We start from the raw sequence: 24,438 nt of genomic DNA, 5'->3' as shown, positions 1-24,438 counted from the left end.
TCATCGAAAACTTTGTCGACCCTCACTCCACCGTCACGCTCTTGGCGAGATTCCGCGGCTTATCCACATCCGTCCCCCGAGCCGTCGCCGTGTGATACGCCAGCAGCTGCAACGGCACCACATGAAGAATCGGGCTGAGCGCCCCGTAGTTCTCCGGCATGCGGATCACATGCACGCCCTCGCTCGGCTCGATCTGCGCGCCGGCATCGGCAAACACATACAGCTCGCCGCCGCGCGCCCGCACCTCCTGCATGTTGCTTTTCAGCTTTTCGACCAGCGCATCGTTGGGCGCGACGGTCACCACCGGCATCGCGGCGGTCACCAGCGCGAGCGGGCCGTGCTTCAGCTCGCCGGCCGGGTAGGCCTCGGCGTGGATGTAGCTGATCTCCTTGAGCTTGAGCGCGCCTTCCAGCGCGATCGGGTAGTGCATGCCGCGCCCCAGGAACAGCGCGTTCTCCTTGCGCGCAAAGCGCTCGGCCCAGGCAATGATCTGCGGCTCCAGCGCCAGCACGCTCTGCACGGCGGCGGGCAGGTGGCGCAGCGCCTTCAGCGCCTCGGCTTCCTCCTCGTCGCTCAGGCGGTTGCGGCTCTTGGCAAACATCAGCGTGAGCAGATACAGCGCCACCAGCTGCGTGGTGAAGGCCTTGGTCGAGGCCACGCCAATCTCCACGCCGGCGCGGGTGATGAACTGCCAGGTCGTCTCGCGCACCATGGTGCTGGTGGCCACGTTGCAGATGGCGAGCGTCTGCTTCATGCCGAGCGATTGCGCCTCGCGCAGCGCGGCCAGCGTGTCGGCGGTCTCGCCCGATTGCGAGATGACGACCACCAGCGTCGACGGGTCGGGCACCGAATCGCGGTAGCGGAATTCGCTCGCCACTTCCACGTTGCACGGAATGCGCGCGATGGATTCGATCCAGTACTTGGCCACGCAGCCGGCGTAGTAGCTGGTGCCGCAGGCCAGGATCAGCACCCGCGTCAGGCTGCGGAACGGGCTCTTGTTCTTGGCGATGCCGTACAGCTCGGGGCCGATGCCTTCCACCGCTTGCAGCGTGTCGCTGATGGCGCGCGGCTGCTCGAAGATTTCCTTCTGCATGTAGTGGCGGTAGGGGCCCAGTTCCACGGCGGCGGTGTAGGCGGCGACGGTGCGCACCTCGCGCCGCACTTCCTTGCCCTCGGCGTCGAAGATCCACACGCGGCCGAGCTGCACGTCGATCACGTCGCCGTCCTCGGCGTAGATGAACTGGTCGGTCGTGCCGGCCAGCGCAAGCGCATCGCTGGCCAGAAAGTTCTCGTTCTTGCCCAGGCCCACCACCAGCGGCGAGCCGCGCCGCGCGCCGACCACGCGATGCGGCTCGTCGCGGCAGATGACGGCGATGGCAAACGCGCCGGTCAGCTCGCCCACCGCGCGCTGCACGGCGGCGAACAGGTCGCCGTCGTAATAGCTGTCGACCAGATGGACGATGACTTCGGTATCGGTCTGGCTCACGAACTGGTAGCCGGCGGCCTTCAGGCGCGCGCGCAGCTCGTCGTGGTTCTCGATGATCCCGTTGTGCACCAGCGCAATCCGCGCGCCGTGCGGGCCGTTGCTGAAGTGCGGATGGGCGTTGTCCTGCGTCGGCGCGCCGTGCGTGGCCCAGCGCGTGTGCGCGATGCCGGTGAAGGCGTGCAGGTCACGGGTCTGCTCGTCCAGCTCGGCCACGCGCGACACCGAGCGCGCGCGCCTGAGCTGGCCGTCGGCATACACCGCCACGCCGCAGGAGTCGTAGCCGCGGTACTCAAGCCGCCGCAGGCCCTCGACCAGCAGGGGCACCACATCCCGTTGCGCCACCGCGCCGACGATTCCGCACATGACCGACTCCATCCGTTTGAAAAGCGATGGACGATGCTAGCCGGCGCTGCCTGAAACAGGCTTTCTGAATCGGCTTGCAGATGAAAGAATCTTCCGCGATCTGAATCTGACGAAAGAATCTTTCGCATGCCGCCCATCGACAGCCCTTTGCCCGCGCCGGCCGGCGCCAGTGCCGATCCGTCGCCGTCCGCCGCGCCGCAGCTTCCGGCCGTCGCGCTGGACGCCATCGACCTGCGCATCCTCGATCTGCTTCAGGACGATTGCGCCCTGACCAACCAGGCGCTGGCCGATCTGGTTCATGTGTCGCCGCCCACCTGCCTGCGCCGCGTGCGCCGGCTGGTGGAAGCGGGCGTGATCGAGCGGCGCGTGGCGCTGCTGTCGGCCGAGAAGCTCGGCGCCGGCCTGACCGCCATTCTTGAAGTGACGCTGGACCGCCAGACGCCCGAAGCCTGGGCCGCCTTCGAGGCCCGCGTGGCCGACGAGGCGGCGGTTCAGCAGTGCTATCGCGTGACCACCGGGCCGGATTTCGTGCTCATCGTGCAATTGACCGACATGGCGGCGTATCACGCTCTGGTTCATGCGGTTTTCACGGCGGAGGCCAATGTGCGCAACCTGCGCAGTTTCTTCAGCGTGCGCCGCAGCAAGTTCGAGCCAAGACTCGCTCTTGGCCGCCTGCCGTGAGCTGCGATCCGTTGGTCGGCCGAAAGGCGCTCAGCGTTTGTGACTGGCGCCTTCTTGCAGTGCAGCACCCCACAATGTTCCGAGACATCGCACAAGACGGTGCGCCTGCCTTTCTCCGTCGACTACGCCAATGACCGCTGCCAACGCCGCCCGGGCGCCCTCCGTTCCCACCCTTGTCGGCATCCAGGCCCTGCGCTTTGTCGCGGCGATGCTGGTGGTTGCCATGCACGGCACGCAGATGGCCGTCGAACGCCTGGGCGTGCCCGGCGGCCGCCACGACTACTGGGTCTACGGCTCGTTCGGCGTGCACATCTTCTTCGTCATCAGCGGCGTGGTCATGGCGCTGAGCACGCACGACTGGAAGCCCGAGCCCGGCGTGTTCAAGCGCTTCATGCAGCGCCGCGTCATCCGCATCCTGCCGATGTACTGGATCGCCACCACGCTCAAGCTGGCGGCGGTGCTGGCGGTGCCGGCGGCCGCACTGCATGCCGATCTGAGCTTCGGCCATCTGGCGCTGTCCTATCTGCTGATCCCGCATCTCGATGCCTTCGGCGAGCCCTTCCCGCTGCTGGGCGTGGGCTGGACGCTGTCGTTCGAGTTCTTCTTCTACTTCGTGTTCTCGGCGCTGCTGGCGCTGGGCTGGCCGCGCATCGCGGCGTCGGTGGCGCTGTTCGGCGTGTTCAACGCGCTCAACCAGGGGCTCGATCTCGAAGCCTCGGTCACCTTCTTCCGGCTGTTCTCGCCGCTGCTGTTCGAGTTCTCGGCCGGCATGCTGATCGCCAAGCTCTGCCTGCGCGGCTGGCGGCTGCCGCTGCCGGCGGGCGTGGCCGTGATCGCGCTCGGCTTCTGGGGCGCGAGTGCCTGGCCGGCCTTCTTTGCCGACGACTTCGTGCACAACCTGATGTATGGGCTGGCCGGCTTTGCGGTGGTGCTCGGCGTCACGTCCATCGAGGGCACGGTCGGCAGCCGCATTCCGCGCTGGCTGCGCACGCTCGGCGATGCGTCGTTCGCGCTCTACCTGTTCCATCCTTTCGTGATGGCGGCCGGCGCGGTGTTCGTCAAGCTGGGTGCGCGCACGCCGGCGCTGGCCGTCACGGCGGCCTCGGTGGTGAGCGTGCTGGCCTCGGTGGCGATCTACAGGCTGGTCGAGCAGCCACTGACCAACTGGCTGCGCCGCATCGTCGAGCCGCGCCGCGCCGAGCTGCGCCGGGTGGTGCCGCCGATCCAGCCGCCGACCAAGCCGCCGGTGGCGCGCAGCGATGCGAACGCCGCGCCGGACACGCCCCGGCTCTGAACTGCGCCGCCCCTTTCCCTCCACTGCCTAGACGGACGACACGCCCATGAGCGCCGGCGGAAAACGCCCCTTCATCTATCTCGTCTGCCCCTTCGCCCCGATGGGCGGCGGCATGTACAAGGTCATGGATTACCTGATCCAGGCCCAGCATCAATACCCCGGCTCGCCCGAGCTGCGCATCCTCGATTCGCGCGGCGGCGGGCGGGTGTGGTTCACGCCGCTGGTGCTGCTCAAGGCGCTGCTGCAACTGATCTGGGCCCGCATCACCGGTCAGGTGGCCGGCGTGCATGTGAACGTGGCCGAGCGGCTGAGCGTGGTGCGCAAGGGCGTCATCATCCTGCTGGCGCATCACCTCGGGCTGCCGGTGGTGCTGCATCTGCATGCGGCCCAGCTGCATCTGTTCTATCGCGGGCTGCCGGGCTGGGGTCAGGCGCTGCTGCGCCATGTGTTTGCGGTGTCGGACGAGATCGTGGTGCTCGGCAAGGCCGGCAAGCGCTTCGTGATGGACGACCTCAAGGTGCCGGAAAAGCGCATCACCATCCTCATCAACGGCGTGCCCGGCCCGGCGCAGCGGCCCGAGCCGCGCCGGCATGACGGCGCGCCGCACATCGTCTTTCTGGGCAATCTGCTGGAGCGCAAGGGCGTGACCGACCTGCTCAATGCGCTGGCCCGGCCCGAGCTGGCAAAGCTGCACTGGAAAGCCACCTTTGCCGGCGGCGGCGACGTGGACAAGTACCGCGCCGCCGTGGCCGAACGCGGCTTGCAGGACCGGGTGAGCTTTCCGGGCTGGCACAACCAGGAGCAGGCCGGCGCGCTGCTCGACACCGCCGACATGCTGGTGCTGCCGTCCTATGACGAAGGCCTGCCGCTGGTGATTCTGGAGGCGCTGGCGCGTACCACCGCCGTCGTCTGCACGCCGGTCGGCGAGATTCCCGACGAGCTGAGCGATGGCCGCAACGCGGTCTTCGTCACGCCCGGCGACGTGGCCGGCATCGCCGTCGCGCTGGCCGACCTGATCGGCGATCCGGACCAGCGCGTGCGGCTGGCGCTGGCCGGTCGCGCGCTCTACGAGGAGCGCTACGCGATGGGCGTGTTCTTCCGCAACCTGCTCGCCATCTACCGCCGCCACTTCGACCGGGAAGCCTTCCCGCCCGAGCCGCTTCCCGTCTGAGGCCCGCCTTGATCGACAACGCAAACGACCTCAACCACGGCAGCACGCTGCGCGCCGACGTGTGCATCGTCGGCACCGGTGCCGCCGGCAGCAGCCTGGCGCTGCGCCTCATCGACAGCGGTCTCGACGTGATCGTGCTGGAGTCGGGCGGCGACAAGGAAGAGCCCGAGACCCAGGCGCTCTACAACGGCGAGACGGTGGACGAGGCGATGCACTCGCCGCCCGACAAGTACCGCCAGCGCCGCTTCGGCGGCTCGACCACCATCTGGGGCGGGCGCTGCATGCCGCTCGACCCGATCGATTTCGAGGCCCGGCCCTGGATCGCCAACAGCGGCTGGCCGATCGGCTACGACGCGGTCGCGCCCTACTACGAAGGCGCGACCCGCCTCGCCGAAACCGGCGAGAACGATTTCGACGGCGCCACCGCCTTCGGCCCCAAGCCGCCCGAGATGTTCGCCGGCTTCTACAGCGCGCGCGTCACGACCGACTCGCTCGAACGCTTTTCGCTGCCGACCAACTTCGGCGCGCGCTACCGCCACAAGCTCGCGGCGGCCAAGAAGCTGCGCGTGCTGACCTATGCCAACGTGATCGACATCGGCCTGAATGCCGAGGGCACGCAGGCGCGCTCGGTGGCGGTGGCCACGTTGGCCGGCAAGCGCTTTACCGTCGAGGCCAAGTCCATCGTGCTGGCGACCGGCGGGCTCGAAGTGCCGCGCCTGCTGCTGGCCAGCCGCGCCGTGCATGCCGACGGCATCGGCAATGCGCATGACGTGGTGGGCCGCTACTACCAGTGCCACATCGCCGGCAATGTGGGCGAGCTTCAGGTGAGCGGGCCGACGAGCAAGGTGCGCCACGGCTACGAGCTGTCGCCCGAGGGCATCTACTGCCGGCGCCGCATGGCGCTGGTGCCCGACGAGCAGCGCCGGCTCAAGGTCGGCAATCTGGTGGCGCGGCTGCACTTCCCGACCATCATCGATCCGTCGCATCGCATCGGCGTGCTGTCGGGTCTGTACATGGCCAAGTTCTTCATCAGCTACGAGTACAGCAAGCGACTGCATGGCGGCGACAAGGCCACGCTCGGCCGCTATGTCGCGCATGCCCGCAACATCCTGTTCGACTCGGTCGACACGCTCGGCTTTCTGTCGCACTGGATCCGCAAGCGCACGCTGGCGACGCGCAAGTTTCCGTCGGTCATCCTGCGCAACAAGAGCAACCGCTTCAGCCTCGAAGTGCATGGCGAGCAGGAACCGCAGCCGGCCAGCCGCGTGAAGCTCATGGCCGACAAGCGCGACGTGTTCGGCATGCCCCAGCTCAGCATCGACTGGCGCTACACGCAGAAGGACATCGAGACCGTGAGCACGTCGCTCGACGTGATCGGCGAGGAACTGCGGCGCGCCGGCGTGGGCGAACTGAGCTATGACCGCGCCACCATCGAGCGCGACGTGATGCGCTATGGCGCCTACGGCGGCCATCACATCGGCACCGCGCGCATGGGCAGCGATCCGCGCAGCAGCGTGGTCGATGCCAACTGTCAGGTGCATGGCGTGGACGGGCTGTTCGTGGCGAGTGCCGCCGTGTTCCCGACCTCGTCGCAGGCCAATCCGACGCTGACCGTGATCGCGCTCGCGCTGCGGCTCGGCGATCACCTGCGCGCGCGCCATGGCGTTGCCGGCGCGACCCTCGCCGGCCAGCCCGCGCGCGCCACGGCCGCGCCGGTGGAGCTGCCGGTGGCTGCGCGCGGCGCGCTGCCGGGCGGGCAGGGCGCGCTGGCCTGATCAACAACGGCCGGCGCATGACGCCGGCCCGACCGCCCGGCCGCCTCGCGCCGGGCGCATGCACATGCCCGCGCGCGCAAGGCCGCGCCGGGCCGAAGGAGCAGAACAGATGCGGGTTCTCGTGATTGGCGCCAGCGGCTACATCGGCAGCCGGCTGTGCGAACTGATGCGGCTCCAGGGGCCGCAATGGGAAGTGGTGGCGGCGGTGCGCAGGCCGCGCGCCTCGCTGCGCGTGAGCAGGCAGATCACGCTCGAAGCGACCGACCCCGCCCAGGTGGCGGCGGCGCTCGCCGACGTGGACGCGGTGGTGAACTGCGTCGCGGGCGATGGGCATTCGATCGAGGCGGGCGCGCGGGTGCTGTTCGACGCGGCGCTCGCGGCGAAGCACAAGCCCATCGTCGTGCACTTCAGCACCATGGCCGTGTACGGCTCATCGACCGGCCTCGTGCGCGAGAGCGACGAACTCAAGGCGGACATCGGCTGGTATTCCGAAGTGAAGGTCAAGGCCGAACTGATGGCGCGCGACTTCCACAACAAGGGCGGGCGTGTGGTGATCCTGCGGCCGGGCATCGTGTACGGGCCGGGCAGCGAGCTGTGGATCGGCCGCACCGGCCGCTGGCTGCGCGCGGGCCGCCTGGGTGACATCGGCGAGCTGGGCGATGGCATCTGCAACCTCGTGCATGTGGACGACGTGTGCGCGGCGGTGCTGGCTTCGCTCACGCGGCGCGAGGCGATCGGCGAGGCCTTCAACCTCGCGGCGCCGGGGCCGGATACCTGGAACCGCTTCTTCGCGCGGCTCGCGGTGGCGATCGGCGCGACGCCGTTGCAAAGGCTTTCGGCGCGGCGCGTGCGCTTCGACAGCAAGCTGTTCGGCCCGCCGCTGAAGATCGGCGAGATCGTGTTCAAGAAGCTCGGGCTGAAGGTGGCGGGCTGGCCGGAGCCGATTCCGCCGTCGGTGTTTGCGGTGTGGCAGCAGGACATCGTGCTGTGCCCCGACAAGGCGACGCGGCTGCTGGGGCTGCGGTGGACCAGCGACGACATTGGCGTGCGGCAGTCGGCGGAGTGGTTCGTGCAGCGGTATCCGGCGGCGGCTTCGGGGCGGCGCGCGGCGGTCTGATTTTTTGGGTTGTGTCGCGGAGCGGGGAGGGGCGCGGGCGGGGTGGCTGGAGCGGCCTCGCGCTGTGCGCGAGGCTTCCCTCGCTGCCTTCGGTAGCTCGCGGGCCCGGCTTGCCAACTCAGCCCGGCGTAGCCGGGCTTCAAACAGGCAAGCCTGAACGGCCTGCGGCCGTTCTCCCGCGCCTACCTCGTACGCTCGGCGCTCCAGACGCCCCGCCCGCGCCCCTCCCCGCTCCGCGACAACGTTAAGGTTCGACGGCTGATGGGGCCGCTGCGCGGCCCTTGCATGGGCTCGGGCGATGTGCGGGACTGTTGAATGCAGTCGCAGTCGCAGTCGCAGTCGCAGTCGCAGTCGCAGTCGCAGTCGCGAAGAGCAGGCTCAACGTCAGGCTCAGGCGAGTGAGCAAGCAACCCACCCACCAATCAGTCGACGCGTGGCACGAGCCCGAGGGCCGCACAGCGGCCCAATGGGCGTCAACGCAGCGCGGAGGGGTGGGGTGGGGTGGGGTGGGGATGAGCGGGGCGCGGGGTGACTGGAGCGGCCTCGCGCGATGCGCGAGGCCGCTCCAGTCACCCCGCGCCCCGCTCATCCCCACCCCGCGCCGGACCCCTCACAAAGCCCTCAGCCCTTCTTCTTGACCGGCCGCTGCCACCCCTCCCGCGCCACCTGCGTCTTCCCGTTGAGGATCAGCGCATTCGCCGGCGTGTCGCGCCACACCGTCGTCCCCGCCGCCACCGTCGCGCCCGCGCCCACGACCACGGGCGCCACCAGCTGCGTATCGCTGCCGATATGCACGTCATCCTCGATCACCGTGCGGTGCTTGTTCGCCCCGTCGTAGTTGCAGGTGATCGTCCCGGCGCCGATGTTCACCCGCTCGCCCACGGTCGCGTCGCCGACATAGCTCAGGTGATTGGCCTTGCTGCCGCGCCCGAACTGCCCGTTCTTCACCTCGACGAAATTGCCGATGTGAACCTCGTCGCTCAGCCGCGTGCCGGGCCGCAGCCGCGCATAGGGCCCGATCACCGCGCTCGCGCCGACCGCCGCGTCTTCCAGATGGCAGAACGCATCCACCCGCGTGCCGGCGCCGACCGTCACATTGCGCAGTACCGCATACGGCCCCACGCGCGCGCCGTCGGCCAGGCTCACCGCGCCCTCGAACACGCAGCCCACGTCGATGAACACATCGCGCCCGCAGACCAGCGTGCCGCGAATGTCGATGCGCGCCGGATCGGCCAGCGCCACGCCGCGCTCCAGCAGGTCGGCGGCGAGGTTGTGCTGATGCACGCGCTCCAGCGTGGCGAGCTGCACGCGCGAGTTCACGCCCTCGATCTCCCAGTTGTCGTCGGGCTGGGTCGATTCGATGGCCAGCCCCTCGGCCACGGCGATGCCGATGACGTCGGTCAGGTAGTACTCGCCCTGGGCGTTGTCGTTGCGCAGCGCGGCCAGCGCCCGGCGCAGGAACGGCGTGGGCAGCACCAGCACGCCGGTGTTGATCTCGGCGATCGCGCGTTCCTCGGGGCTCGCGTCCTTGTGCTCGACGATGCGGGCGATGCTGCCGCCCTCGCGCACGATGCGGCCGTAGCCGGTCGGGTCGCCGAGGTGGGCGGTGAGGATGGCGAGCTTGCTGTCGCCGGCCAGCGCGACCAGGCGTTGCAGCGTGGCCAGGCGCGTCAGCGGCACGTCGCCGTACAGCACGAGCGTGGGCGCGGCGTCGTCGAGTTCGGGCAGCGCCTGCATCACGGCATGGCCAGTGCCGAGCTGCTCTGCCTGGGTCGCCCAGCGGATCGGCACCGGATCGCCGGCGCCGCCGTCGAAGGCCGCGCGCACCCGCTCGCCGCCGTGGCCGATCACCACCGTCAGCCGGCTCGGCGCGAGGCTGCGCGCGGTGTCGAGCACATGGCCCAGCAGCGGGCGGCCGGCGAGTGCGTGCAGCACTTTCGGCAGGTCGGAATGCATGCGTTTACCGCGTCCTGCGGCGAGGACGACGATGTTGAGCGCGGTGGTCATGGCGGGAGGCTTGCGGAGGTGGAGCAGGCGCGCCGCGCGAGGGCGGCGGGGAATGCGCGCCGGCGCGGGCGACGCGCCGCGCGCATCGGCCCGCGCCGGTGGCGGGTGCGGGCGAGTCTAGCAGCGGGGTCGGCGCGGCCGCGCCGCCCGACCGTCCGGTTTCAGCCGCGCGCCAGCGACGCGCGCATGCGCGTCGACAGCCGTTCGAGCCGGCCTTCGAGCCAGACCCGCAGGCGCGGCGTGTGACGTTCGCCGATGGCCCAGAAGCCGAGGCAGGCGGCGATGAGCACGCCCATCAGCGAGAAGCCGAAGGCCACGCCCGCCGCGTCGAACTCCACGTAACGGTCGCCGTAGCCGACCGCGGTCAGCAGCACGAGCAGCAAGGGCACATGGAAGGCGTACACCGAGAAGCTCACGCTCGCGAGCCGCTCGGCCGCGTGCGCGACCGGCGTCCACAGCGGCCGGCCGAAGCGCGCGAGCAGCAGCAGCACGAGCGTCGTGCCCAGACCCGTGAGCAGGTCTGTGCGCAGATAGCCGTCCTCCCAGCGCGCCGGCAGCCAGGCGAGACCCGCCGCGAGCAGCACCGCCGTGCCACCGATCAGCGTCGACCAGTAACCGCGCGAGCGCACCGCCGGCAGCGCCGCCAGCCTCAGCACCGCCGCGTGGGCGAAGGCGCCGAGCATCCACACGCCGAAGCGGCCGACGAACATCCAGTGCTGGCGCGTGCGCAGCATCAGCCAGCCCGCGAGCAGCGCCAGCAGCAGCCAGCCGACGCGGCGCCGGCCCACGCCGATCACCAGGCAGGGGAAGACGAGGTAGTACCACCACTCGTTCGGCAGGCTCCACAGCGGCGCGTTGGTCGGCATCAGCTCGGTGAAGGGCTGGAGCAGGAAGAGGTGGGCCAGCACGCGCAGCGGTTCGAAGGCGTCGGCGGTCGCCATGCCCCAGTAGAAGTCGGCGCGAAACAGCACCGGATCGCCGGCCTGGAGCGCGCCGATCGCCCAGGCCGCCATCAGCGCCGTCAGCGTCGCCAGCAGCGATACCGGCAGGATGCGGGCCATGCGCGCCGCCAGATAGCGGCGCCAGCAGAAACTGCCCGCCCGTTCGCGCGCCAGCATTGGCCCGCCGACGAGAAAGCCGCTCAGCACGAAGAACACCATCACCGCGCCGTGGCCCGCGTTGGCGAACAGCACCATCGCCTGCTGGTACCACTCGGCATAGCTGATGGCATCGGCATGCTCGGGCACGCCGAGCGCGAGGATCGCCACGTGATGTGCCAGCACGACCAGCGCCATCGCGCCTCGGATGAGGTCGAGCCAGGCCGCGTAGCCGACGGAAAAGCCCGCTAGCGCGGGCGCGGCGACGGCGGCGGTCGCGCGCTGGGGAGTACTCATGTTCTTGGTCTGTCCTGATGCGATCGCCAGTGTCTTCAGGCCTGCCGACGCCTGCCGCGCGGTGACGATTTCTTGCAGCATCGTGAATTTTGTCACCTCGTGGGAGGTGGTTCGCACTGCCTTGCCCGCCGGCCGTCGGCGTCATGGCGCTGTGTGTCCGGTGCGGTGGCGGACGGGCGCGCCGCCGGTGCGGACGGTGGGGTGAAGCGCGGGCTGGTGGCGGCGGGCGGGTAGCATGGCGGGTTGCCGGATTTCCCGCCTCTTTCCCCCGCTTTCGGACTCGCCATGAAGCTCAGTGACGCCCGACTGACCGACCCCGCACCGACCGCTTCCACCGCCCGCCGGGCGCTTGCCCAGGCCCCGCTGTTCGACACGCCCGTCGAGCTGCCGGCGCAGGAAGTCAGCCGCGATGTGCTGATCGAGAAGTACGCCAAGAACGACGAAACCACGATCCAGCAGGTGCGCCGCCGCGTGGCGCGCGCGCTGGCCGCCGTGGAGGCCCGCCCGGGCGACTGGGAGGAGCGCTTCTATCAGGCGCAGGTGCAGGGCTTCATCCCGGGCGGGCGCATCAACTCGGCTGCCGGCACCGAGTTGCAGGCCACGCTCATCAACTGCTTCGTGCAGCCGGTCGGCGATTCGGTGTCGTCGGTCAAGGACGGCAAGCCGGGCATCTACGGCGCGCTGCTCGAGGCGGCCGAGACGATGCGGCGCGGCGGCGGCGTGGGCTACGACTTCTCGCGCATCCGGCCCAAGGGCGCCTTTGTGGCCGGCACCCAGAGCGCGGCGAGCGGCCCGATCAGCTACATGCGCGTGTTCGACCAGAGCTGCTCCACGGTGGAAAGCGCCGGCTCGCGGCGCGGCGCCCAGATGGGCGTGCTGCGCGTCGATCACCCCGACGTGCTCGACTTCATCCACGCCAAGCGCGACGGCAGCCTGACCAACTTCAACATGAGCGTCGGCGTGACCGACGGCTTCATGCAGGCGGTCGAGGCGGATGGCGACTGGGAGCTGGTGCATGCCGTCGCGCCGCGCGTGCCGGCCGGCCAGCAGCCCGAGCAGCGCACCGACGGCCAGTACGTGTACCGGCGCGTCAAGGCGCGCGAGATCTGGTCGCAGATCATGGAGAGCACCTACAACCATGCCGAGCCGGGCGTGCTGTTTCTCGACCGCATCAACGAGGACAACAACCTCTGGTACTGCGAGCGGATCGAGAGCACCAATCCTTGCGGCGAACAGCCGCTGCCCGACTACGGCTGCTGCGACCTCGGCTCGATCAGCCTCTGCGGCTTCGTCGACAACCCGTTCACCGAATTCGCGCGCTTCAACTTCGAGCGCTTTGCCGACACGGTGGGCGTGGCGATCCGCATGCTCGACAACGTGCTCGACGCGACCGTCTGGCCGCTGCCGCAGCAGCAGGCCGAGGCCCAGGCCAAGCGCCGCGTCGGCCTCGGTTTCACCGGCCTCGGCGATGCGCTGCCGATGCTGCGCCTGCCCTACAACTCGGCCGAGGGCCGGGCGATGGCCGAACGCATTTCCATCGCCATGCGCGACGCCGCCTACGGCGCGAGCGTGGAACTGGCCAAGGAGAAGGGCCGCTTCCCCAAGTTCGACGCCGAGCAGTATCTGGGCGGCCGCAACTTCGCCGCGCGCCTGCCCGACGAGCTGAAGGCCGCCATCGCCGAGCATGGCATGCGCAACAGCCATCTGCTGTCGATCGCGCCGACCGGCACCATCAGCCTGGCCTTCGCCGACAACGCCAGCAACGGCATCGAGCCGCCGTTCTCCTGGTGGTACACGCGGCGCAAGCGCGAGCCCGACAACTCGATGCGCGAGTACCGCGTCGAGGACCACGCCTACCGCCTGTATCAGGCGCTGCACGGCGGCGCCGACGGCAAGCCCGTGCCGCTGCCGCCGTGGTTCGTCACCGCGCTGGAAATGAGCGCCGCCGACCACCTTGAAATGGTCGCCACTGTCGCGCCCTATATCGACACCGCCATCAGCAAGACGGTCAACGTGCCCGAGGACTATCCGTTCGAGGACTTCAAGAGCCTGTACTTCGATGCCTGGAAGCGGCGGCTCAAGGGCATCACCACCTACCGGCCGAATGGCGTGCTCGGCGCGGTGCTGATTGCCGATGCGCCGGCCAAGCCGGCCGAGGCGGCGGGCGGTGCGACGGCAGGCTCGGCCGGCGCTGGCGCGGCGAGCGCATTGGCGACCGAGGCGCAGACCGGCGCGCATCCGGCCGACGCCGCGCATGCCGCCGCCGGCGGCGCCGAAGGGCTGCTGCCCGGCTTCGACCTGCCCGGCGACGGCACGACCGCCTTCCCCGAAATCGGCGCGGGCGCCCACGGCACCGCGCCCGCGCCGGGCGGCGCCGCCACCTACGCCTACGCCGCCGAAGTGGACCGCCGGCTGCGCGTGGAAGTGCCGCACAAGCATGTCGTCGGCACGCTGCAATGGCCCGACCGGCCGCATCTGCCCAAGGGCGCGGAAGGCTGGGTCAGCGAGTTCATCGAGCATCCGATGGGCGCGTTCGCGGTGTTCGTCAGCCATCTCAAGAAGGGGCGCTCGGCGCTCCAGCCCTTCGAGGTGTGGGTCAACGGCAGCGAGCAGCCGCGTGCGCTCGGCGCGCTGGCCAAGACGTTGTCGGTCGATCTGCGCAGCCAGGACCGCGCCTGGGTGCGGCGCAAGGTCGAGGCGCTGATGCGGCTGCGCGGCGACGACTATTTCGAGATGCCCGTGCCGCCCGATGGAGAGCTGCGCCGCATGCCGAGCCTCGTCGCCGGCTTCGCGCATCTGGTCAAGTGGCGGCTGGAGCAGTTGCGCGCCTGGGACGACGCCGGCGGCCCCACGCCGCTGATGGATGCGCTGATGTTTGCGCGCGAGCCCAAGACCGGCACCGAAGGCACGCTGAGCTGGACCGTCGACGTGCGCAACGACGCCACCGGCGACGACTTCGTGCTCGGCCTCAAGGAGCTGGATCTGGGCGACGGCCTGCGCCGGCCGTACTCGATGTGGCTCGCCGGCGAATATCCGCGCGCGCTCGACGGGCTGTGCAAGGTGCTGTCGATCGACATGCATGTGATCGACCCGGCGTGGATCGGCCTCAAGCTGCGCAAGCTGCTCAAGTTCGCCGAGCCGCTCGGCGATTTCATGGCGCGCGTGCCGGGCGATACCGGCCAGCATCCGCGCTCGCAGACCTGGCCGAGCACCGTGGCCTATGTGGCCGCGCTGATCCTGCATCGCTACAAGATGCTCGGCATCCTCGACGAGACCGGCCAGCCGCTGAACCCGGTCGGGCTGGTCGACGTGGCCGCCGCCAAGGCCGAGCAGGCCCGGCCCGAATCACGCCCGGCAATGCATGGAAAGGTGTGCCCGGAATGCGGCAATGCGGCGCTCATCAAGAAGGATGGCTGCGAGTACTGCACGGCTTGCGGGCACATCGGGGCTTGCGGGTAAGGCTTCTTGACCGGACGACGGCAAGCTTCGACACTCGTTAAATCAAGCGCTAGCGCTTTAACGCTCGATTTAACGATCATGCGAACGAAATACGTCGATACGCTGCCGGCCGAACTCCAGCTTGAAGCGCAGCAGCTTGGCGCGGCGCTGGCCCGGCTGCGGCAGGCGCGGCGGCTGCGTCAGGAAGACGCGGCCATGCGCAGCGGCCTGTCGCGCAACACCGCCTACCGGCTGGAGAAGGGCGATCCGGGCGTGGCCATCGGGCAGGTGCTGCGCTATCTCGCGGCCATCGCGCCCGGGGTGTCGCTGCTGGCCTTGCTTGGCGAAACCGATCCGTCGCTGCATCTGCTCGCCAGCCGCGAGCGCACCGAGCGCGTGCGCCGCCTGTCCGGCAAGGAGCTGCAGGACCTGGATTTCTGAGATGGCGACCCGCACCCAGACCAGCACGCTGGCGGTCTTTGCCCATCTCGACGACGGCTGGGCGCCAGCCGGTCTGCTCACGCTCGACGAGGCTGGCCCCGAAGTCAGGGCGTCGGAATTCGGCTATGGCACGCGCTATCTCGCGCGACCGAATGCGCTGGAAGTCGATCCGGTCAGCCTCGCGCTCGGCGGTCCGGCGGGGCAGGCGGGCGTCAAGGTGGTGCCGGCAAACGGGCTGGCGCAGTTCGGCGGCATCCGCGATGCCGCACCCGACGCCTGGGGCCGGCGCGTCATCGAGGCCAAGTTGAAGCGGCCGGCCAACAGCCTGCCCGAGTCCGAGTACCTGTTGCATGCCGGTTCGCAGCGGGTGGGCGCGCTCGATGTGCGCGCCGGCCTCGCCGAGGGCGAGAGCGCCGGGCCGCAGTCCTGGGCAGCGCTCGACTATCTGCTGGAAGCCGCCGAGCGCATCGAGGCCGGCGAGCCGGTACCGGCGGCGCTCGAAGCCATCTTCGTCGGCGGCACCGCCCTGGGCGGCGCGCGGCCCAAGGTCACGGTGCGCGATGAGCAAGGCGTGCTGTGGCTGGCCAAGTTCCCGAGCCGGGGCGACCGCTTCGACATTCCCACCGTGGAGGCGGCGACGCTGCGGCTGGCCCAAGCCTGCGGGCTGAGCGTGCCGCCGGTCTGCACGCGCGACATCGGCGGGCGGCCGGTGATGCTGATCCGGCGTTTCGATCGCGTGTGGTCGGACGACGATCCGCAGACCGATGCCGGCCCGGATCGCGCCGAGCGCCGGCTGGCCTTCATCAGTGGGCTGACGCTGGTCGGCTGCGACGAGACCGAATCGCAGGCTCGCAGCTATCTCGATCTGGCGCAGGCCATGCGCCGTCATTGCCGGCTCGACCGTCTGAAGGCCGATTGCCACGAGCTGTTCGCGCGCATGGTCTTCAACCTGCTGGTGACCAACGACGACGACTATCTGCGCAATCACGGCTTCCTGTGGGATGCCGTCGGTCGCGGCTGGCGGCTGAGTCCGCTCTACGACGTGCTGCCGCGCCCGACGCTGGCCTTCGAGCGCCAGCTGCATCTGGGCGTCGGCTTGCAGGGGCGTGCCGCCACGCTGGACAACGCGCTCAGCGGTTGCAGCGCCTTTCTGGCGTCGGAAGGCGAGGCGCTGGCGCTCATGGACCGCGTCTATCGCGGCGTGCGCGAATGGCGCCAGCGCTTCGAGGAATGGGGCGTGGCGGGCAGCACGCTCGATCAGGTGGCGTCGGCGTTCCGCCGGCTCGACGAGGTGGCCAGCCCGGAACTGCGGCGGCGCCTTGCGCGCTGCGATGCCGGTTAGCGCGCCCGCTCCGCCTCGATCCACGCCCCTACCCGCCGCTCCAGCACCGCAAGCGGCAGCGCGCCTTCATCCAGCACGGCGCCGTGAAACCGCCGCACATCGAACTTCGGCCCCAGCTCCGCACTCGCCCGTGCGCGCAGCCGCTGGATCGTGATCTCGCCGAGCTTGTAGTCGAGCGCCTGCGCCGGCCATGTGAGGTAGCGATCCACCTCGGCCAGCGCCACGTCGCGGTCGATGGCGGCGTTGGCCACGAGGTAGTCGGCGGCCTGTTCCCGCGTCCAGCCGAAGGCGTGCAGCCCGGTGTCCACCACCAGCCGGCAGGCGCGGAACATCTCGGCCGACAGCCGCCCGAAGCGGCTCGCCGGGTCGGTGTACAGGCCCAGCTCCTCGCCCAGGCTTTCGGCGTACAGCGCCCAGCCCTCGCCGTAAGCGCCAAACCAGGCGTGACGGCGGAATTCGGGCAGTTGCGTCAGTTCCTGCGCGCGGGCGATCTGCGTGTGATGGCCGGGCGCGGCCTCGTGCAGCAGCAGCGCTTCCATGTCGTAGCGCGGCCGGCGGTCGAGGTTGTTGGCATTCACCTCGAAGAAGCCGGCGCGGCCCGCGTCGGCGCTGCCTTCGGTGTAGTGCTCGGCGTTGTCGCCTTCGCTCGGGTCCATCGCGCGGATGCCGAAGGGCAGGCGCGGCAGCTCGGCAAACAGCTTGGGGAGTGCGGCATCGATGCGCTTGGCGAGGTCGCGGTAGCCGGCGAGCAGTTCGTCGGCCGTCGCGTAATGCTGGTCGGGCCGGGCGCGCAGCCAGGTCACGAAGTCGGCGCGGCTGCCGGCAAAGCCGAGCCGGGCCTGCACCGCATTCATCGCGGCGTCGATGCGCGCGACTTCGGCCAGCCCGAGGTCGCGGATGGCCTCGGGCGCGAAGTCGGTGGTGGTTTCGAGCGCGATGAGGTCGGCGTAGTAGCGCGCGCCGCCGGGCAGGGCGCTGGCGCCGCTGCGCTGGCTGGCGTGCGGCAGGTAGTCGCGGCGCAGAAAGGTCTGCGTGCTGCGCAGCGCGGGCACGACTGCGCTGGCGAGCACGCGGCGGGCGTCGGCGCGCAGGGCGTCGCGCTCGGCCGGCGGCAGGCTGGCGGGCAGCCGCGTGAAGGGCTCGAACAGCGGCAGCGCATCGAGGTCGGCGCCGAGGTGGCGGTCGAACTGGGCCGGCACCTCGGTCATGGCGACGGCGGGCGGCATCCAGCCGGCGCGGCGCGCGGCGCTCATACGGTCGCGCAGCTGGCCGAGCCAGCCGGGCAGGCCGGCGAGCCGCGCGATATAGCGGCGCGCGGCGGCGGCATCGGGCAGGTCGGTGGCGAGTGCCAGCTGGGCCAGATCGAACTGCGGGCCTTCCATCGGCTTGAACGGCATCCAGTCGTCGAGCCCGTCGGGGCCGAAGGGCAGGCCGGCAAAGTGCGCGTCGAGGCGGGCGCGGCGGCCGAGTTCGGTGTCGAGCACGTCGACGCTGATGCGGTCGGCCGGCGCGAGCGCGGCGCGGTCGAGTGCGGCAAGGCGCTGGCGCAGGCCGGCGGCAAAGGCGCGGCGCCGGGCCACGCCGGCGGGCGAGGCATCGGGCACGCGGTCGTCGAAGCGGTGGTCGCCGAGGCTGCTGGCGTAGAACGGGTCTTCGCGCAACTGGGCGTCCCAGTAGTCGGCGGCGATGCCGGCCAGGGCCGAAGCTTCGGGCGTCGCGGGCATGGCTTGGGCGGTCATGCCGGCGTCAGCCGCCATCGACGCGGCCGCGCAGAACGCCGGCGCCGGCAGCAGTGCGCCGGCCAGCAGCCAGCCCGCGAAGGCGCGGCTGGCCGTCACCGCTCAATCGCGGATCACGCTCGCCGGAATCGCGTCGGCCGCCGGGCGCGGCCGCGTGAAGAAGCCCTTCACCAGACCGGCCGCGTTGAAGCTCCAGGACACGACCGAGTAGGCGGCTTCGTGGATCGAGCGCTTGCGCACCGTCATCGCCAGCAGCGGCGCGGCCAGCAGCGCGATGAAGGCGGCCGCGCAGATTGCCGCCGCCTCGTCGGGCAGCGCCACGCCCAGCGCCAGCACCGTCGCCAGCGTCGCCCACCAGCCGATCACGCCGATGTAGAGCCACAGCTCGCGCAGCTCGCGCAGGATCAGCGGCAGATGCGGCTGGCCCAGCGAGCTGCGCACCAGCTCGCCCAGCCCGCAGATGTAGTTGGTGCGCCAGCGCCGCAGCAGCAGCTGGAAGGCCGGCGTGGAATGGCCGTAATGGTCGACCGCTTCCACATCGATGCGCATCAGCCGATAGCCGCGCGCGCGCAGCCGCACGCCGAGTTCCAGCTCTTCGTAGGAATGCAGATGGCGGTTGGTCATGTAGCCGACGCGCTCCAGCGCGCTGCGGCGGTACAGGCCGCCCATGTCGAGCCGGTCGACTTCGCCGGGCGACATGTTCTTGGGCGCGCGCTTCTTGCGCGCCAGGAATTCGAGGCTCTCGGTATTGCACTCGACCACCAGCCCGCCCACGCCCGCCACCTCGGGCCGGTCGGCCATGGCGGCCACCGCCTTCACGAGGAAGTCGGGCTTCATCACCATGTCCCCGTCGAGGATGTAGACGAATTCGCCGCGCGCGTACTGATAGCCCAGCTGCGCGCCCACGCCGCAGGAGCGGTCGGCGGGCGATTCGAGCTGGACGATGCGGATCGGGTAGCGCGAGGCGATTTCCACGGTCCGGTCGGTGGAAAGCGAGTCCGCGAGGATGACCTCGCCACCGAGCGGGGCGACGGCCTTCAGCGCGCTCTCGATCGCGCGCGCGATGCCCTTCTCCTCGTTCAGGGCCTTGATGATGACGCTTACACGGACCATGGTCCTTACCTTTGAGTGCGCTTCGTCGACGGAATCAGGCCGTGACCGCCAGTACCTGCTGCAGCGCATCAATCGAGCCAAAGGCATTCTTGCGCCAGACGGGGATGCGGTCTGCAAGACAAGATTTGATGATCGACTCGTCTTGCTCAAGAAGCGCGAGTGCGTCACACAAACTGTCTTTGCTTACTTTCGGAGTCTCTAGCACGTAGCGCGTGTCGCCAAACAAGTCCTTGTTAAGACCTTTTGCTTTGACTGAATAAGCGATCGAGATGACCGGCACGCCCATCGACATCGCGGCGATCGTGGCGTGAGTGCGCGCTCCGATGAAGAACTTGAGCTTCGAGATCACATGCTTGAGCTGGGCCGCGTTGTAGGTCGGCGGCAGGATGCCGACCTTCTCGGAGGCGGCGCCGAGCCGCGACATAAGCGTGAGCATGTAGTGCGAGTCGGAGTTCTCGGCCACGCCGTCGAGCGGATCGACATGGGGCACCAGCAGCACGCGGTACTTGCCCTCGTTGACCAGGTGCTTGATGAAGGCGGTCACATCGGCATCGAGGCTTTCCACAGCCTCGGGCGTCGCGCGGAACTTGCGGATCAGCGGGCTGACGTTGAGGCCGACGATCGGCTGATCGCCCGGCGGCAGGTGCTGCTCGAACTCGACCGCCTGCGGTTGCAGGTTGAAGGCCGGGTCGGCCACCAGCTTGGCCTTGTTGACGCCGATGCCGCGCAGATAGGCCAGCGTCTCGGTTTCGCGCACGGTGATGGCGTCGTAGGCGTTGAGGTGATCGACCATGATCTTTTCAACCGCCGGAATCTTGAACGGGCCGACCGACGCGGCCCACAGCACGGTCTTCTTGCCCATGCGGGCGGCGTTCTCGATGAAGCCGCTCCATTCGTAGAGCGACACCAGGCCGTAGTCGAGCGAGATCACGTCGCCGCCGGTCATGATGACCGCGTCGCTCTCGGCGATGCGGGCGCGCGAATTGGCATCGGTATCGAACAGCGGCGGCTTGCTGCTGCGCAGGAAGGGCAGCAGCTTGCCGGCGCGCCACCACCACACGAGGCCGTCGGGCAGCACCGGCGCCTGCGTGAACTGCACGCCGGCGGCCTTGGCGTCGGGCCACTGGGCGCCGTCGAGGTCGGGGCGGAACGACGGGCAGATCACCGAGGCGTCCGTGCCCATGCGTTCGCGCAGCATCCAGGTGGTCGAGCGCACCAGCGCCTCGCAACCGCGGTTGCCAAAATTGTTCTGGCCGGCGAGATAGAGCTTCATGTCGTGGGCTGTCCTGAAGTGGTGGGTTTCTTCGGCTTGATGCGGGCCGGGATGCCGACCGCAATGTGATTGGCCGGTACGTCGGTGACGACGACGGCATTGGCGCCCACGTCGACGTCGTCGCCGATGTGGATCTTGCCGAGCAGCTTGGCACCCGCGCCGACATTGACGCGGTTGCCCAGCACCGGCGCGTCGAACGGCCGGTCGATGTTCTTGATGCCGAAGGTGACGCCCTGCCGGATGATGCAGTCGTCGCCCATCTCGGTGCAGCCGTGGACGACGATGGCGCCGCAGTGCTCGATGATGAGTCGCTTGCCGATCTTGGCCGTCACGCCGATGGTGATGCCGGTGCCGATCTCGATCAGCTTCGACAGGATGACGTGGGCGATGCCGAGCGGCACCCGCACGAGCTTGCTCTGGAAGCGGTAGCGCAGATGGCCGAAGCGATACACCTGCAGCGCCCAGAAGCCCTGGGCGAGCAGACCCTCGCGATAGACCTTCAGGTCCTCGAAGAAGCTCATTGCCATGCGGCCTCCGGCCGGCGGCGCGATGCGGTGTTCACCATACGAAGAGAGGCCTGGGCAGGGCGCGATTGATGGTGTCGCGCTCGAAGGTCGAGAAGGGCCGCGCCATCCGCGTGCCGGCCAGATAGACCACGGCTGCCAATGCCAGCCCGGCGAGCACGCCCGGCTTGCCCGGCAATGCTTCCACGAGCGGCAGCGCGCAAAGCGCCGAAATGGCGGCCATTCCCCAGAGTTTTGCGTGACCGAGCCAGTCGACCGTGAACACATAGCCGTTGCCGCGCAGCACCCGCGAACAGCCGAAGCCGCGCAGCAGCTCGCTGGCCACCAGCCCGGCGCACAGCGCCAGCGGGCCGCCGGCCTGAAAGCCCAGCACGCCGGCGACGATGCCGGCCAGGCCCCAGAAGGTGCCGATCATCACGGCGCGGCTGTTCTCGGCCGCGAGCGCCAGCAGGCCCAGCACCAGGTTGAGCGTCTGGCCCACCAGCAGAAAGCCGAAGGCCACCAGATACGGCCCGGCCTCGGGGAAGTTGCCGCCCGACAGCGCCGACGCCACCGTGTTGCCGCCGATCGCAAAGAAGGTGGTGGCCGGCGCGATCACGAACACGTTGAGCTTGAAAAGCAGATTGGCCAGCTGCACCAGCCGCGCCGGATCGTCATGCCGGGTGCGCTGGGCCACGAAGATCGGCCGCAGCATGCCGATCAGCAGCACCATCGGCAGATAGCGCTGGACGATGCCGCCGATGGCGGTCGCGAAACCGAAGGCGCCGGTCTCGACCGCGCCGGCCAGCCGCGCCAGCAGCAGCTTGACGATGTCGGGGCTCTGGAACTGATAGATGGTCTGCGCCAGCCAGAACGGCAGCGAATAGCGCATCACCCGGCCGCGCGCCGGCGCCACCTCGGTGCCGGGCTCGGTGCGCGCCAGCGTGTTGAGATGGCGCGCGATCAGCGTCGCGGCCGCGAGCGCGCCGGCGGCACTGGCCAGCATCTCGACCCGCACCCAGTCGGCCAGCGCCACCTTGTCGGCGGCGGCATGCCACAGCAGCGCCACGCCGCCGAGCCGGATGCCGGTGCGCAGCAGCACCGAAATCTGGGTCGCGCCCTGCATCAGCAGCGACTCGAAAATGATGTCGGTGTAGCGCGCAAAGCCCTCGGCCAGGATGACCACCGCATACAGCGCCACCACGCCGGCCTGGCCCGACACGCCCATCAGCTCGGACAGCGGCTGCGGGAACAGCGCCACCAGCCCGGCGGCGATGCCGAGCGTGACCAGCCGCCACACCGTGAAGCCGTGCAGCGCCGCGCGCAATGCCCGGCCCTGGTTGCGCGAGCGCAATTCGGGCGTGTAGCGCATCAGCGCCGGCAATACGCCGGTATTGCTGGCCATCACGATCATTTCGAATGCGGCGAGCAATGCCACGTAAACGCCGTAATCGGCGCGGTCGAGCGCGCGCACCAGCACGAGCAAAAGCGCGGCGCCGAGAACGGCGGTCGCCGATTTGCCGATCGCGAAATGCAACAGGCTGCGTTTGACCCGTTGGGTCGAGTAAGCGCCTGCGCTGGCCTGGGTCATCTGGGTTCCGTAGAGGGGCGGAGAGAGGTGCGCATGCTGCGTGCGCCCTCATTCTTTTGAGTGATCGAATGCTTATCGAGGACGAATTGCAACCAAATCACGGGGACCGAAAGACGGAAACGCCATTTCGTCTACCGCAATTGCTGCATCGTCATTTGGAATTGAGTCGATTCTAGCCAGCGACTTGCCGGCCAGATTCCCGAGCGCCGTTCGGGGCGATAAGTGGCGGCAATCGGCATTCGACCGCAACGGCGTGTGCGCTAATGCCGGTTCGGGCCGCCGCTGCGCGCCACCGGCAGCTCGACGCTGGCGCGCAGTTCGGCGCCGACGATGGTGCTGGCGCCGGCCAGCGTGGCCGCGCCGACCGACAGCGCATTCACGCCCGAGCCGCCGCCGCCGCCGCTGGCGATGTCGCTCGCGGCCTCGCCGAGCGCCGGCAGGCTCACGCTGGTGCCGAGCAGCCGGTGATAGACCAGGGCCAGTTCGCGGCCGAGGCCGGCATAGGTGCGGTTGGCGCGCACGAAGGGCGGGCCGGCGGCCGACATGCGGGCGGCCAGCTCGGGATCGCGCAGCACGGTGCGGATGGCGTCGGCAAAGCCGTCGACTTCCATCGGCACCGAGATGCCGGCGCCGCTGGCGGTCAGCACCTGCTGCTGGTCGGGCTGGTCGTTGCCGATCACCGGAATGCCGAGCGCGAGGTACTCGACCACCTTGGTCGGCGAGGCGCTGTCGAGCAGCTCGCCGCGCGGGAACAGCGACAGGCCGAGCTCGGCCTTGCGCATCCAGGCCCAGGCGGTGGCCGACGGCACCCAGCCGGTATGCACGATGCAGTCGGTCACGCCGATCTCGGCGGCGCGCTCGGCCAGAAAGCGCCGGTCGTCGGCTTCCTCGGCGTCGCCGACCAGCAGCAGGCAGATGTCGGGGATGTCCTGGCGCAGCCTGGCCACCACCTCGAACAGGAAATCGATGCGGCGCGCGCGTTCGAGCGTGCCGAGATAGCCGATGACGCGCTTGCCGGCCAGCGCGCCGGCGTCGATGCGCACCTCGCACTTGCGCGTCGCGCGTTCGAGGTCGACGCCCATCGGCACCGGCGTGAGCTTGTTGGGCGGAATGCCGCGTGCCACCAGTTCTTCCTTCATGCGGTCGCTCTGCACGAAGACGTGGTCGCAGCGCGGCATGAGCCAGCGGTACAGCAGGCGCTGGCCGACATGGCCCTTGAGCATCAGGAAGAACCAGCGCGCCAGACCGAGCCGGGCGCCCTGGGCGCGCGCGACCGCGGCATAGCTTTCGCAGATGGGGAACGAGGCCCAGTAGAAGAACGGCAGGCCGAGCAGCCGGGCGCGGATCAGGCCGAGCAGGCCGGCGAAGGGCTTGTCGCGCACCTGGAGCGCGGCATAGCGGTCGGGCCGGGCGCGCCACAGTTGGCGCAGGTCGTGCAGGAAGGCGCCGAGCTGGTTGCGCGCCGGGCTGGCGCCGCGCGGCGCCACGCTGAGCGTGCCGGCCGGCCAGGCCGCATCGGCGCTGGCGTTGAGCGATTGCTGCGCCACCAGATCGGTGGCGATGCCGTGACGCGGCAGTTCCTGGCCGAACAGCACCGTGACGTCGGCGCGGTGGGTCGGAAAGCCGTCGGGCACCAGATAGAGCAGCCGCGGACCTTCTTCATGGCCGGGCGGCGGGGTGGGCGAGGGCGGGACGGGAGGCGGCATGTCG

At 69.7% G+C, this 24,438-nt stretch carries 17 protein-coding genes; 8 read left to right on the top strand and 9 right to left on the bottom strand.

Annotation, left to right across the window (positions count from 1 at the left end):
- Positions 1-22: 22 nt before the first annotated feature.
- Positions 23-1,849, bottom strand: a complete 1,827-nt coding sequence (gene glmS, locus B9P64_RS16640) for a glutamine--fructose-6-phosphate transaminase (isomerizing) (protein WP_085317402.1) — start codon at positions 1,847-1,849, stop codon at positions 23-25.
- 126 nt (positions 1,850-1,975) lie between these two features.
- Here glmS and B9P64_RS16635 point away from each other — a divergent pair, with 126 nt between their 5' ends.
- The 5 genes from B9P64_RS16635 (at position 1,976) to B9P64_RS16615 (ending at position 7,887) form a co-directional block, all read left to right on the top strand.
- Complete coding sequence (locus B9P64_RS16635; RefSeq protein ID WP_085317141.1) at positions 1,976-2,530, top strand: Lrp/AsnC family transcriptional regulator; 555 nt, start codon at positions 1,976-1,978, stop codon at positions 2,528-2,530.
- Between the two features lie 130 nt (positions 2,531-2,660).
- Entirely contained in the window at positions 2,661-3,824 is a 1,164-nt protein-coding gene (locus B9P64_RS16630) for an acyltransferase family protein (RefSeq protein WP_085317140.1), read from the top strand.
- A gap of 46 nt (positions 3,825-3,870) precedes the next feature.
- The gene (locus B9P64_RS16625) at positions 3,871-4,995 is read left to right on the top strand and encodes a glycosyltransferase family 4 protein (protein WP_085317139.1); all 1,125 of its coding nucleotides are present in this window, start codon (positions 3,871-3,873) and stop codon (positions 4,993-4,995) included.
- Positions 4,996-5,003: 8 nt separating this feature from the next.
- Positions 5,004-6,770, top strand: a complete 1,767-nt coding sequence (locus B9P64_RS16620) for a GMC oxidoreductase (protein ID WP_085317138.1) — start codon at positions 5,004-5,006, stop codon at positions 6,768-6,770.
- A gap of 109 nt (positions 6,771-6,879) precedes the next feature.
- On the top strand, positions 6,880-7,887 hold the full coding sequence (locus B9P64_RS16615; RefSeq protein ID WP_051378776.1) for an NAD-dependent epimerase/dehydratase family protein: 1,008 nt from the start codon (positions 6,880-6,882) through the stop codon (positions 7,885-7,887).
- Between the two features lie 621 nt (positions 7,888-8,508).
- On the opposite strand, the gene glmU is transcribed toward B9P64_RS16615, so the two are convergent.
- The gene (glmU, locus tag B9P64_RS16605) at positions 8,509-9,894 is read right to left on the bottom strand and encodes a bifunctional UDP-N-acetylglucosamine diphosphorylase/glucosamine-1-phosphate N-acetyltransferase GlmU (protein WP_085317137.1); all 1,386 of its coding nucleotides are present in this window, start codon (positions 9,892-9,894) and stop codon (positions 8,509-8,511) included.
- Between the two features lie 161 nt (positions 9,895-10,055).
- On the bottom strand, positions 10,056-11,288 hold the full coding sequence (locus B9P64_RS16600; RefSeq protein WP_169732538.1) for an acyltransferase family protein: 1,233 nt from the start codon (positions 11,286-11,288) through the stop codon (positions 10,056-10,058).
- A gap of 285 nt (positions 11,289-11,573) precedes the next feature.
- Here B9P64_RS16600 and B9P64_RS30640 point away from each other — a divergent pair, with 285 nt between their 5' ends.
- From B9P64_RS30640 to B9P64_RS16585, 3 genes are all read left to right on the top strand, one after another.
- Positions 11,574-14,747: an adenosylcobalamin-dependent ribonucleoside-diphosphate reductase gene (locus B9P64_RS30640; protein ID WP_176256859.1), complete on the top strand. Its 3,174-nt coding sequence runs from the start codon at positions 11,574-11,576 to the stop codon at positions 14,745-14,747.
- A gap of 78 nt (positions 14,748-14,825) precedes the next feature.
- Entirely contained in the window at positions 14,826-15,167 is a 342-nt protein-coding gene (locus B9P64_RS16590) for a helix-turn-helix domain-containing protein (protein WP_085317136.1), read from the top strand.
- Between the two features lies 1 nt (position 15,168).
- Complete coding sequence (locus B9P64_RS16585) at positions 15,169-16,509, top strand: type II toxin-antitoxin system HipA family toxin (RefSeq protein ID WP_085317135.1); 1,341 nt, start codon at positions 15,169-15,171, stop codon at positions 16,507-16,509.
- Here the strand turns inward: B9P64_RS16585 and B9P64_RS16580 are convergent.
- The 6 genes from B9P64_RS16580 to B9P64_RS16555 all read right to left on the bottom strand — a co-directional run bounded on the left by B9P64_RS16580 (position 16,506) and on the right by B9P64_RS16555 (position 24,434).
- Positions 16,506-18,347 (bottom strand): DUF885 domain-containing protein, encoded by a 1,842-nt coding sequence (locus B9P64_RS16580; RefSeq protein WP_085317134.1) that lies wholly within the window; start codon positions 18,345-18,347, stop codon positions 16,506-16,508. The genes B9P64_RS16585 and B9P64_RS16580 overlap by 4 nt on opposite strands.
- Positions 18,348-18,350: 3 nt before the next feature.
- Positions 18,351-19,361: a glycosyltransferase family 2 protein gene (locus tag B9P64_RS16575; RefSeq protein ID WP_139826352.1), complete on the bottom strand. Its 1,011-nt coding sequence runs from the start codon at positions 19,359-19,361 to the stop codon at positions 18,351-18,353.
- 34 nt (positions 19,362-19,395) lie between these two features.
- Complete coding sequence (locus B9P64_RS16570; RefSeq protein WP_085317132.1) at positions 19,396-20,634, bottom strand: polysaccharide pyruvyl transferase family protein; 1,239 nt, start codon at positions 20,632-20,634, stop codon at positions 19,396-19,398.
- Positions 20,631-21,161: a serine O-acetyltransferase gene (locus B9P64_RS16565; RefSeq protein WP_085317131.1), complete on the bottom strand. Its 531-nt coding sequence runs from the start codon at positions 21,159-21,161 to the stop codon at positions 20,631-20,633. Before B9P64_RS16565 ends, B9P64_RS16570 begins: the two co-directional genes overlap by 4 nt.
- A 31-nt stretch (positions 21,162-21,192) precedes the next feature.
- A complete protein-coding gene (locus tag B9P64_RS16560; RefSeq protein ID WP_085317130.1) occupies positions 21,193-22,728 on the bottom strand; it encodes a lipopolysaccharide biosynthesis protein in 1,536 nt (511 codons plus the stop codon).
- 260 nt (positions 22,729-22,988) lie between these two features.
- Complete coding sequence (locus tag B9P64_RS16555; protein ID WP_085317129.1) at positions 22,989-24,434, bottom strand: glycosyltransferase family 4 protein; 1,446 nt, start codon at positions 24,432-24,434, stop codon at positions 22,989-22,991.
- Positions 24,435-24,438: the final 4 nt, after the last annotated feature.

Source organism: Derxia lacustris (genome assembly GCF_002105195.1).
Classification (GTDB): domain Bacteria; phylum Pseudomonadota; class Gammaproteobacteria; order Burkholderiales; family Burkholderiaceae_E; genus Derxia; species Derxia lacustris.
The sequence above is the reverse complement of the archived record's forward strand: the minus strand, read 5'-3'. Positions and strand labels throughout refer to the sequence as shown.